This is a genomic window from Rhizobacter sp. P1_G5 (assembly GCF_056405435.1).
On sequence record NZ_JBFUCB010000148.1, the window covers coordinates 1 to 11120 of the forward strand.

9 protein-coding genes are annotated in these 11120 nt (G+C 69.8%); 3 read left to right on the plus strand and 6 right to left on the minus strand.

Annotation, left to right across the window (positions count from 1 at the left end):
• Together AC1D12_RS12875 and AC1D12_RS12880 are read right to left on the minus strand one after the other, a co-directional pair.
• Positions 1–3665 (minus strand): DUF4132 domain-containing protein (locus AC1D12_RS12875; RefSeq protein ID WP_477840782.1); only part of this gene is annotated, 3665 nt, incomplete at its 3' end.
• Between the two features lie 51 nt (positions 3666–3716).
• Positions 3717–5255 carry an Lcl domain-containing protein gene (locus AC1D12_RS12880; protein WP_477826622.1) on the minus strand — a complete coding sequence of 513 codons (1539 nt, stop codon included), beginning with the start codon at positions 5253–5255 and terminating at the stop codon, positions 3717–3719.
• A 245-nt stretch (positions 5256–5500) separates the two neighbouring features.
• Between AC1D12_RS12880 and AC1D12_RS12885 the strand changes: the two genes are divergently transcribed.
• The gene (locus tag AC1D12_RS12885) at positions 5501–6601 is read left to right on the plus strand and encodes a zinc metalloprotease (RefSeq protein WP_477840784.1); all 1101 of its coding nucleotides are present in this window, start codon (positions 5501–5503) and stop codon (positions 6599–6601) included.
• A 37-nt stretch (positions 6602–6638) separates the two neighbouring features.
• Here the strand turns inward: AC1D12_RS12885 and AC1D12_RS12890 are convergent, their stop codons facing one another.
• Positions 6639–7085 carry a hypothetical protein gene (locus AC1D12_RS12890; RefSeq protein ID WP_477840786.1) on the minus strand — a complete coding sequence of 149 codons (447 nt, stop codon included), beginning with the start codon at positions 7083–7085 and terminating at the stop codon, positions 6639–6641.
• 265 nt (positions 7086–7350) lie between these two features.
• Between AC1D12_RS12890 and AC1D12_RS12895 the strand changes: the two genes are divergently transcribed.
• Together AC1D12_RS12895 and AC1D12_RS12900 are read left to right on the plus strand one after the other, a co-directional pair.
• Positions 7351–7647 (plus strand): hypothetical protein, encoded by a 297-nt coding sequence (locus AC1D12_RS12895; RefSeq protein WP_477826624.1) that lies wholly within the window; start codon positions 7351–7353, stop codon positions 7645–7647.
• Between the two features lie 57 nt (positions 7648–7704).
• Positions 7705–8613 (plus strand): LysR family transcriptional regulator, encoded by a 909-nt coding sequence (locus tag AC1D12_RS12900; RefSeq protein ID WP_477826625.1) that lies wholly within the window; start codon positions 7705–7707, stop codon positions 8611–8613.
• Positions 8614–8640: 27 nt separating this feature from the next.
• Here the strand turns inward: AC1D12_RS12900 and AC1D12_RS12905 are convergent, their stop codons facing one another.
• From AC1D12_RS12905 to AC1D12_RS12915, 3 genes are all read right to left on the minus strand, one after another.
• Positions 8641–8976, minus strand: a complete 336-nt coding sequence (locus tag AC1D12_RS12905) for a DUF4148 domain-containing protein (protein ID WP_052211205.1) — start codon at positions 8974–8976, stop codon at positions 8641–8643.
• 101 nt (positions 8977–9077) lie between these two features.
• Positions 9078–10451 carry a heavy metal sensor histidine kinase gene (locus AC1D12_RS12910; protein WP_477840787.1) on the minus strand — a complete coding sequence of 458 codons (1374 nt, stop codon included), beginning with the start codon at positions 10449–10451 and terminating at the stop codon, positions 9078–9080.
• A complete protein-coding gene (locus tag AC1D12_RS12915) occupies positions 10448–11119 on the minus strand; it encodes a heavy metal response regulator transcription factor (RefSeq protein ID WP_477840789.1) in 672 nt (223 codons plus the stop codon). The genes AC1D12_RS12910 and AC1D12_RS12915 overlap by 4 nt, the downstream gene beginning before the upstream one ends.
• Position 11120: the final 1 nt, after the last annotated feature.

Genomic DNA, 11120 nt, shown 5'->3' on the forward strand with positions numbered 1-11120 from the left:
GCCTCGCGCAGCACGATCTTCGGGATGCGCTGCTTCGGCTCGTAGCTCAGGCCGCCGATCACGGTGCCGGGGTCGAGTTCGAGCTCGACCTCCAGCCCGCCGGCCACGCGCTTCGTGAACCAGCCGACCCAGCCGCCGTCCTGCGCGGCACCACGCTCCCAGCCGCGGTTGACCAGGCCCATCACGCTGCCGGTGGCCACTGTCTTCTGCTCGAAGCGCTTCAGCTCGGTGCCTTGCAACTCGTCGGGCGTGAGCCGGTAGGTCTCGCGGCCGAGCTGCTTGAACGGCTGCAGGATCTCGTAGTCGGCGAACACCTGGCCGAACGCGGCCTGCATCGCTGCCGGCATCTCCAGCACGTGGACGATGCCGACGTTGGCCTCGTCGGGCAGCGTGGTCTGCACGTCGTCGCCGTCGGCGAGCGTCCAGTCCTCAGCGACGCGGAAGGCGCTGGCCAGCATGCCGGCCGGATCGCCCTCGCGGGCTTCGTACACGCCCCACACCACGCGCGCCGCCAGGTGGCGCATCAGCGGGTGATCGAGGAAGAACAGCTTGAAATCGACCGCCGTCCAGCGGCGCCGCTCGACCATGCTCATCTCGAGCCGCGTCACCTGCAGGCTGGCGATGGCCTTGGCGTCCTTCTTCAGCTGCTTGAAGCGATCGGTTGCCGCCTCGGCCAGCGCGGCGTCGTCGCTCTTGATCGGCTTCGGCAGGTCTTTCAGGCGCACGCCCTGCGCATCCTTCACGAACGGCTTCAGCGTCTCGTCGAAGCCGACGAAGAAGCGGCGCGGCCCGAAATCGAGCGCCAGCGCGCCGTGCTCGTCGAGCCCCAGGTCGGGCACCAGCCGGTCGGCCAGCTCGGCGGCGGTGAAGCCGCGCACCTCGGCCACCGCGGCGATCTTCTCCTTCGCGCGGTCCTGCAGCGCCTTGAACTTGACCTTGCCGGCGATGCCGTTCAGGTGCATCAGCGCGACATCGCTGCCGATCGCGGCCAGCAGGTCCAGCCCGGTGACCGCACGCTGGTGCGCCGATTCGCCGGGCCACTCGCGGATGCGCGGCGCGAGCCGGCGCGCGGTCTCGTCATCGCCCAGCAGGCCGAGCGCGGCGAAGGCCCAGCCGTCCTTGCTCGGCGCGCCGGCGGCGATCCAGGCCTCGAACAGGTCCCAGGCGAACTCGGCCAGCGAGGCCGGCGTGCAGAGCTCCTTGACGATCGCGAGGCCGGGGTAGGGCGCCTCGAGCCKGCTGATCGCGAGCATCGAACCGATGTGCTCGATGGCGCTGGTCGGCAAGGCCTCGCCGCCGTCGCGCAGCAGCGGGCGGCGCAGCGCAGGCGCGACGAAGAACACCGGCAGCTTCGGCATGCGCGCCGGCAGCACCAGCAGCGGGTCGGCGTCGAGCAGGGCTTGCAGTGCCTGCTGCATCGGGGTGCCTTCCGTCGTGTCGTACGACTCGGCGATCTTGCGGGCCTGCGCCTCGAAGCCGTTGGCCATCAGCCAGCGCAGGCCGAACTGTGCGTTCTCGCGTGCCGTGCGGTCCTTGCCGAAGGCGAGCGGCAGAGCCTGTGTCAGCGCGGTGTCGGCGTGCGCGCGCAGCCACGCGATGGCCTGCGCCTTGGCCTTCTTCAGGTTGCGCAGCGCATGCAGGGCAATCGGCACGAGCTGCGCGCTGTCGACGTCGATCGCGAGCGACAGCCCGCCTTCCGGATACGACTGCACGTAGCCGACGAAGCCCGGCACCGCGGCCTCGCCGTGGCGGGCGAGGATGGCGCGAATCGGCGCATCGACATCGCTGTACGAATACCAATGCTTCGATGGGTAGCTGTTCCACAGCGCGAGTGCGGCGGGCTCGGGGAACAGCAGCAAGAGGCCGGGCGCCTGGCCGTAGAAGTACTGCTTCGTGATCTTGAAGTCCTCGGGCAGCAGCGGCTGGCCGGCCATCACGCGCGCCTGGCCTTCCGCCGTGATCTGCATCTCGGTCATCGCATGCGCGGTCGGGCTCGGCAACTGCTTGGTGTACCAGGGATTGACCTGGAGGGAGGCATGCCGCTTGCGTTCATCGGCGGTCCATTCGATGCGATCGGGCGTCGTGCGGGCCACGATGTCGAGCGTTGGCAGATCCGTGGCGCGCGCCTTGCGCAACCACGGCGGCTCGCGCAGCAGCGGCGGCAACTGCTCGGGCGCGGCCTCGGCGCTCTGCAGCGCATCGAGCAGCGCCTGGAAGCGCTCGCGCTCGCCGTCGGCCAGCGTGGGCAGGGCCTGCGCCAGCGCGGCGGGTTCTCTCAGCGCGAGCCGCACCGCCCAACCTTCGGCGAGCCGAGAGCGCGTGGCGAGAGCATGGCCGATCACGCACTGCAGTGTGGCGGCCGGGTAGCGCTCAGCCAGCTTGTCGAGCGCGGCGCGTGCCTCCTTGCGCTCGATCAACTCAGTCAACAGCGCGATGCTCTGCGGCACGCGCATGCGCAGCACCAGCGCGATGTATTTCTCACTGTTGTCGCGGTCGCTGGCTCGGCGCAGCAGGTCGGCGAGCAGCTCGAAGGCATCGACGCCGTGCAGGCGGATCTGCAGCAGCAGGGCGTCTTTCAGCGCGTAGAAGTACGGCGCGACCGGCTTCAGATAGCGCCGCATCGCGTCGGCCGGCACCACGCAGTCGCGCAGGAAGGGCCAGTCGCTGCCAGGAGCGTCGGCCATCGCGGCGAGGGCCCAGTCGGTGCGATGCGGGCACAGCACGGCACGCAGCAGCCGGTCGAGCGGCGTCGAGCCGGCCTGGCGCTCCAGCGTGGCGACGGCCGCATCGTGTTCGGCCTCGTCGGCCGCGGCGATCACGTTGCGCAGCGCCTGGAACTGCGACTGGATGACGCGGCTCAGCGTGTACTCGTGAGGGTGCACGCCGCGCGCGAGGTCGAGCGCGATCTCGAGCATGAACGGCACGCCGTGCAGCGCGATGCCGACGTAGGTGCTCCAGTGCAGGCCGTGGTTGCCGTAGTGGTCGCCCTGGTGCAGGACGTTGGCGTGCAGGCTCTGCGCACAAAGCTCCAGCCAGGCATCCGGATCGGCCTGCGCCAGCTGCGCGGCCTGGGTCTTCTCGGCGAAGGTGGCGGCGCTCCACGGCGACCAGGGGCGGTTCAGGCGCGTTGCGAGTTCGGCGAACTCCTGCTTGCCGTGGGAGTACTGGGTCTCGTAAACGCTGAAGGGCGAGGCCAGCAGCACGTGGCCGTCGATCGGTGTCGGCGCATGGACACCGCGTACCACCGGCACGTCGCTGCGCAAGGCATCGTTCCACTCGAAGCCGCCGTGCGGCCACTCGATCGGCGCGGCATCTGCGGTGGGGGCGGCTGCAGGCGGCGGGGCCTTGGGTGCCGCGGCCGGTGGCGGCGCGACGGGGAGTGTCGCTGCCACGGCGGCCTTCGGTGCCGCAGGCGCCGCAGCGGCTGCCGCGACCGCTGCCAGCGTCGCCCCCGCGGCCACGCCGGCCTCGCGATAGCCCTTGCCGGTCTTCTCCTTCACCAGCGCATCGTGCTCGGTCTGCGCTGCCGCGGCGCTCGCGAACGATTTGGTCTTGGTCTGGCCGTTGGTGCCGATGCGGCCGAAGCGCACCGTCACGTCGCTGCCGGCCACGGCCACCTCCCAGAACTTGCTCGATGTTCCCTCGACCAGCTCGAATCGGCGCATGCCCCGCGTCCTTCCTGTCTGCTGCGTACAGCAGAGGACTATATCGGGGCACTACCTCACGGCGAGTGCGTAGCGCAGCTCGGACTTCGCGACGTTGTACACGCCGAAGTCGCAGCTGTAGACGGCCCAGGCTTCGCTGCTGTCGGCGGCGCTCGTGGTCGACGACCAGTAGTAATCCGAGACGATGAAGTTGTCGAACACCGCGGGGCCGGTGACCGCCGAGCCGGCCTGGTACTGGCCATTCAGGTACGAGGCCTGCGGGAAGGTCGGCGCGCGGTCCGACAGGCTCAGCATCTCGGCGCGGTTGGGCAGGCGCCACTGTCCGGCGACCGATCCGTCGGCGAGGCCGCATTGGCCGCTCGCGAGCGCGTTCACCGCCGCCAGTGCGCCCGACCAGGGCTGCTGGATGCAATCGGCCTTCTTCAGCCAGGTGAGGCCCGTCACCGTGTCGGCCAGCGTGCCGTCGCCGTTGTCGATGAAGCGCGGCGAGGTGAGGGGCGCGCCGGCCTGCAGGGCGGCGTCGTCGGCGGTGCCGAACGAGCCGCCGCCGATGCCGGCGTACACGCCGGTGGCCAGCAGCTGCACGGCGCCGGCGGCGCCGGAGCGCACCGCCCACAGCGAGTTCACCGAACCGGCCTTCACGTTGCTCATGCCGCCATCGGCTGCATTCGCGCCGTTGATCCAGCGCCCGTCGCTGAAGCGGATGGCCATCGCGCTGCTCGTCAACGCCATGTAGGTGGTCGAGCTCCAGTACGCGTTGGCAACGGCGATGCCGGTGAACGGATGGCCGCTCGCCACCGCCGGGCCGGCCTGCGACACGTCGACCAGGCTCTCCAGCTCGTTCGCGTTCGGCATGCGCCATTGCCCTGCGGCCGAGCCGTCGCTCAGGCCGCAGGCGCCGCTGGCCAGTTGCGCGGCCGCGGCGAGTGCGGTCGGCCAGTCGGTCGCGTTGAAGCAGCCGGCGTTCTTCAGCCACACCAGGCCGGTCAGCGCATCGGTGACGGTGCCGTCGGCGTTGTCGATGAACCGGGTGCCGGGCCACGCGACGCCATGCGCGAGCGCGCCGTCATCGCCGGCCGCGAAGCTCGTTGACTGCCCGGTGCGCGGCAGGCTCGCCATCCGGTCGCCCGCGCGCGAGGCGGTGAAGTCCGCGTTCGCGACATCGTGCGTCGGCAGTGTCGCGAAGCGGATCACGGTGCGGTAGAGCCCGTTGAAATCCATCTTCGTGACCGAGCCGGCCGCGTCGCCGATCGACGGGTAGAAGGCGAGCCCGGCCTGCTGCGCGTAGACCGCGTAGTCCGCATTGACGCCGGCGCTCAGCCCGGTGATCGCATAGCGGCCGTCGACGCCGGTGGTGGCGGTGCGGGTCGTGTGGTCGTTGTGATGGAACACGGTGACCAGCACGCCCTGGATCGCCACGCCGTGCTTGTCGGCCACCACGCCCGACACGGTGCTCGTCGCGGGTGCGTTGCCGATCGAGTTGCCGGTCATCGCGGTCGTGGTGCTGCCGCTGCCACCCCCACCCGAGCCGCCGCACGCGGCCAGCACGCCGATGGCGGTGCCGATCAACAACTGCCTGATCCGTGTCATCGCCGCTTCCCTTGTGTGCACAGGTGCCCGCGTCCGGGAATGGACGGGGGCTGCGGACATATCGGCCGTTTCGGCCTGCGGCTTGATCGACAAGCGGCACACGGCGTGAAGCGCGTCACCAACTGCGCAGCGGCGTGGCCGGCGCCCGACCGACGGTCGCTCGCTCCTCTCGGTTGATGATGGAAGTGCAGGCGTGTGCTGACTAATCTGTGGAGGCTCCTACCGGCAGCATCCAGGAGATTCGCATGGGCACGTCACGCAGCAGTCATGGTGGTGGATCGACGTCTCACGGCAAGCCGATGGCCAAGCCCTTGTGCAGCACGCCGCCGCGGCCCAGGCCGAAGTTGTCCGATGCGGTGATGGCCGATCCGCGGCGTGCCGCGGCGATCCTGTCCGGTCGCTCGAAGTGGGCGAACCGCACGGTGCTGCACTATTGCTTCTTCAGCGGCGGGTCGCACTATGCGGTGCCGAAGTCGCAGGCCGATGCGGTGCGTCCCGCCTTCGACACCTGGAAGGCGGTCGGCATCGGCCTGGAGTTCGTCGAGGTCGATTCGCTGAGCGAGGCGGAGGTGCGCATCGGCTACTCGCTGGCCGACGGCATTTCCGCATCGGCGGTGGGCCGCGACGTCCTGAAGATCCCGCTCACCGAGCCGACCACCGTCTACGGCTGGGACCTCACGACGCCGTACGGCAGGGGCACGGCATTGCATGAGCTCGGCCACGTGTTCGGCATGGAGCACGAACACCAGAACCCGTTCGCCGGGATCAGGTGGCACGAGGAAGCGGTGTATGCCTCGCTGGCGGCACCGCCGAACAACTGGTCGCGCGCGACGACCTTCCACAACATCCTCGAGAAGCTCGACACGCAGCAGGTGCAGGGCTCGGCCTGCGATCCCGATTCGATCATGGAGTACGAGTTCGAGCCCGGCCTGATCGACGAGCCGCAGAAGTACGACCTGGAGGGCCTGGTGCCGCCGGGCACGYTGTCGAGTGCCGACAAGGCCTGGGTCGTGAAGTGGTACCCCGGCAATGCGCCGGTGCCGACGGTGCTGCAGCCGTTCCAGTCGATCGCTGCCGACCTGGCGGCCGGCCAGCAGATCGATTGCACCTTCAAGCCGACGGTGTCGCGCAAGTACACCATCGCGACCAAGGGCGCGACCGACACCTTGCTCGCGCTGTTCGAGGAGATCGGCGGCAAGCCGAGCTTCCTGGCCGCCGACGACGACAGCGGCGAAGACCGCAACGCGAGCATCACGTACAAGCTCTTCAAGGGCCGCACGTACCACGTGCGCCTGCGGCTGTACCAGCCGGGGCAGTCGGGGACGACGTCGCTGATGGTGACCTGAGCGCGGGGCCTCGACGATCAGGTGTCGGTGAGCTTGCTCAGTAGTAGACGTACACCGTCACCGTGGCCACGACGGCTGCGTCGTAGGTGGAGGTTGCGGTGAAGGTCAGTGCGACCGGCGTGCTGAAGGCACTGGTGTCGAAGGTGTCGACGAGGATGCGTGATGCGCTGATCGTGTCGATGGTGACGCCGATGCCGCCGTAGTACACCGTGGTGCCGCTGCCGCTGACCGAGGTGCCCGCGACCTGCAGCGACCACACGACCGGCTCGCTGGCATCGAGMTGCAGCGAATCACCGGCCCAGACCGAGATGCTCTGCGACGAGCCGGAGTGGATGTACCCGCTGCTGAGCGGCTGGCCCGCGACGATGACGCCGATGTCGAACGTGACGCTGCCGTCGTCGCCACCGCCACCGCAGGCGGTGAGGGCGAAGGCCAGGCAGGCCGCGGCGGCGAGCCGCGACAGGATTCGGGTGACGGGGTGCATGGGCGCATCCGGAGTCGTTGATGGGACATCCAACGGCTCGGGTGGCTGGTGTGTTGACCGGCGAGGTGTAACGCTTGGAAGGGCGAGGTTGTCGGATCGCTGCACCACATCATCGTGATGAACGCGCGGTCCAGTTCCGCCTCGCCGGCCAGGTCCTCCTGCGTCATGCCCAGCTCCTGGCGACGTTCCTTCAGAACGACGCCGAGGGCTTGCACGAGGAGGGCATTCCCACCCCACGCACCGCGCGATCACCCACGTCGGCCTGATGTTCACCCGCGTCGGCTCGCTGATGTGGCAGCTGCCCGTGGCCGCCGCCATCGAGCTGATCGAAGCCGGCGCGCAGCGCCTCTACTTCATCGACCCGATCTCCTGTCGCCGTCGCGAGGTGGCCGTCGAGCGCTCCCGCGGCCGCCGACCGCACCTGCGTGCCCGCAACCGGACAGGCTGGACCGACGACCTGCTGAACCTGCCCGTTTTCGTCTACCCACCGCACTGCGAGGGCGTCTTTGCGCCGCCGCGGCCCACACCGCGCGCGCCTTGCAACGAACGGAACATTGCGTAGCAACCTCGGCGGGTCGCCGCCGCTAGCATCCATCGAAAACACAGGGAGGACCGTGCCATGGCACTGATGGAAGAGATCACGCTGCGCAAGCTGGAGATGCTGCTCGCCTACATGGAGAGCAGCAACCTGCGGCGCGCCGCCGAGCAACTGGATGTGAGCACGGTCAGCGTGCACCGCGCGCTGCACTCGCTGGAAGACGCGCTCGACTGCGCGCTGTTCCGCCACGAGGGCCGTGATCTGCTGCCCACCGAGGCGGCCCGCGTGCTGGCCGATGCGGCGCGCAGCGCGCTGAAGCTGATCGACGACGGCGTGCAGGCCGCGCGGGCGGCCGGTGGCTGGTCAGGCGCACGCATCCGCATCGGCTCGCTCTTTTCGCTGGGGGTCGAGACAGTGCCGCGGCTCGTCGCCGACATGCGGCAACTGCGCCCGGACTTGCAGGCCGAACTGGTGATGGGCTCGAATGCCGAGCTGCTTGCGCAACTGCGCGCGGGCACCACGGATGCCGCGCTGATGGCGATCCCGCCGGCCGAGCCGGACATCGAATCGCTCGCGCTGTTCGAAGACCCGATGTATTTCGCGGCGCCGATCGGCTCGCGCCATGCCCGCCTCGGCGCGGTCGACCTGCAAGCCTGCGCCAATGAGCGCCTCATCACGCTGCGCAAAGGCTTCGTCACGCGCGACGGCTTCGACGCCGCGTTCCGCAACGCCGGTTTCGTGCCGAAGCTCGCGATGGAGGTCGGCGACATCTTCACGCTGATCAACCTGGTCGGCGGGGGCCTCGGCTGCACGCTGCTGCCGGGCCGCGTGCGCGACGTGCTCGGCGGCAAGGTGGAACTGATCCCGCTGCAGTCGCGCTACCAGGTGCGCCAGCGCATCGGGCTCAACTACCTGCGGGCGAGGCAGCGCGACCCGAACCTGGTCGCGCTGGCCTCGGCCTGCCGCCCGGTGCCAAGCCTCGCGGCCTGACGAACAGCGCGGCCCGGTGGGCGGAGCTCAGTTGGCCGTGCGGGCCGACGGGGCTTGCGCCGTCATCGACTTGTCCTGCAGGCGGGCCAGTTCGGTGCGGTATTCCGCGCCGCTGCGCCATTGCTTGTACTGCGCCAGGCGGCTGGCGATGTCGGGACGCGTCGGGTCGAAGCTTTCGCGGCCGGCGGCGGCTTCCAGGCCGGCACGCTGCCACAGCGCCAGGTCGGCCTGCACTTCGGCGCGCGTCAGCGTCGACGGCGTGTTGTAGGCCCGATCGGCGGCGGTGTCGGTGTCGGCGCGCGCGGCTTGCGACAGCACGGTGAGGCCCAGGGCGGCGATGCTCAGTGCGAGGGTTGCTTTCATGATCTCGGTACCTTTCACGAATGGGTTGGGAGTGAAGGCATCTTAGAAATCGGCCCCGCACAGGACCCTGTCGCGCAGATGACGTTTTTGTCAGGTGGCGGTCATGTGGCCGTCAGCGTGAACCCGAAGGTGTTGCGCCCGGCCTGCGAGCGCGCGAACACCGAGCCGCGGTGCATCAGCGCGATCGCCTTGACGATCGCGAGGCCCAGCCCGTGGTTGCCACCCGGATTGYGGCGCGCGCTGTCGACGCGGTAGAAGCGGTCGAACAGGTGCGTGAGGTGCTGCTCGTCGATCGGGCCGCCGGGGTTGCTGACCGCCACGCGGATCTGCTCCGGCGCGTCGAGCAGGCGCGCGATCTCGACGACGATCTCGTCGCCGTGCTTCGAATGCTCGATCGCGTTCTGCAGCAGGTTGCCGAGCGCGCGCCGCAGCAGCGCCGTCTCGACGCAGCCGCGCTCGTCGCCCTGCACGCGGATGCGCACGCCGCGCTCGTCGAGCAGCGCATCGAGGTAGTCGGCCACCTTGTGCACCTCGTCGGCGATCGAGGTGTCGGCATGGCGCGACGCGGCCGCGCCCTGGTCGGCGCGCGCGAGGAACAGCATGTCGTTGACGATGCCCTTCAGCCGCTCCATCTCCTCGAGGTTGGAGCGCAACACCTCCTCCAGCTCGCCGGCGCTGCGCTCGCGCGTCAGCATCACCTGGGTCTGGCCGATCAGGTTGGTGAGCGGCGTGCGCAGCTCGTGCGCCACGTCGGCATTGAAGGCCTCCAGCTGCTGGTAGGCAGTCTCCAGCCGCGCCAGCGCGCCGTTGAACGAGGCGGTCAGGTCGCACAGCTCGGCGGGCATCGGCTGCAGGTCGAGCCGCTGCTCCTGGTGGTTCGGGTCGAGTGCCTGCGCCTGCCGGCTCAGCCGCTGCAGCGGCCGCAGCCCCACGCGGGCGATGCCGTAGCCGAGGAAGGCCACCGCCAGCACGCCGACCGCGCCCAGCCCGATCAGCGCGAAGCGGAAGTCCTCCAGCGTCTGCAGGAAGCGCAGCGGGTCCTTCACGAGCACCAGCGTCACCGCCGGCCGGTCGCCGTCGGCGGGCAGGTGGCGGGTCCAGGTCAGCAGCTTGCAGGGGTGGCCGGGTTCCTCCAGCTCGCCGAAGCCGCCGGCCATCGCCAGCGCCTCGATGTCGGCGCGCCGCGGGCCGTAGCGGAAGGTCGAGACGTCGCTGATGACCCACAGCCGCACGTCGCTGCGCTCCATCTCCAGCGTGTTGAACTTCGGCGTGAGCCACAGCCGCCACTGCGATTCGTCCTGGACGCGCAGCACGATCGATTCGGCCCAGCCGGCGCGCAGCCGCATCTCGCCGCGCACCTGCTCCATCATCCCGCCGTTCAGCATGCGGTGCAGCGCCCAGCCGCCGACCAGGAACACCACCGCGGCGCAGCCCGCGAACATCAGCGTGAGCCGCACGGCGAGCCGGCGCGTCATGCCGTGCCCTCCGCCGCGCGCGCCTCGAGCACGTAGCCCATGCCGCGCATCGTGTGCAGCAGCTTGAGCGGGTAGGGGCCGTCGAGCTTGGCGCGCAGCCGCTTCACCGCGACCTCGACGACGTTGGTGTTGCTGTCGAAGTGGATGTCCCACACCAGCTCGGCGATCTCGGTGCGCGACAGCACCTGGCCCGGCCGGCGCGCCAGCGTGGTCAGCAGCGAGAACTCCTTGGCGGTCAGGTCGATGCGGTCGCCGCCGCGCTGCACCTTGCGGCCCAGCAGGTCGAGCACCATGTCGCCGATCGTGATGGTGGTCGGCTCGGTCTGCCGGCTGCGGCGCGAGAGGGCATGCAGCCGCGCGCTCAGTTCGAGGAACGAGAACGGCTTGACCAGGTAGTCGTCGGCGCCGTCCTGCAGGCCGCGCACGCGGTCCTCGATGYCGTCGCGCGCGGTCAGCATGATGATCGCCACCTGCTTCACGCGGCGCACGTCGCGCAGTATCTCGAAGCCGTCGATGCCGGGCAGCATCGCATCCAGCACGATCACGTCGTGCCGGCCCTCCAGCGCCGCGTGGCGGCCGTCGATGCCGTTGTGCTCGACGTCGAYGACGTGGCCTTGCTCGGTCAGCCCGCGGCGCAGGTAGTCGGCGGTTTTCGGTTCGTCTTCGATG

Coding starts and splice junctions, on each gene's coding strand:
- AC1D12_RS12880 (WP_477826622.1), bottom strand. CDS start 5,255: ATGACACGGATCAGGCAGTTGTTGATCGGCACCGCCATCGGCGTGCTG.
- AC1D12_RS12895 (WP_477826624.1), top strand. CDS start 7,351: ATGTTCACCCGCGTCGGCTCGCTGATGTGGCAGCTGCCCGTGGCCGCC.
- AC1D12_RS12900 (WP_477826625.1), top strand. CDS start 7,705: ATGGCACTGATGGAAGAGATCACGCTGCGCAAGCTGGAGATGCTGCTC.
- AC1D12_RS12905 (WP_052211205.1), bottom strand. CDS start 8,976: ATGAAAGCAACCCTCGCACTGAGCATCGCCGCCCTGGGCCTCACCGTG.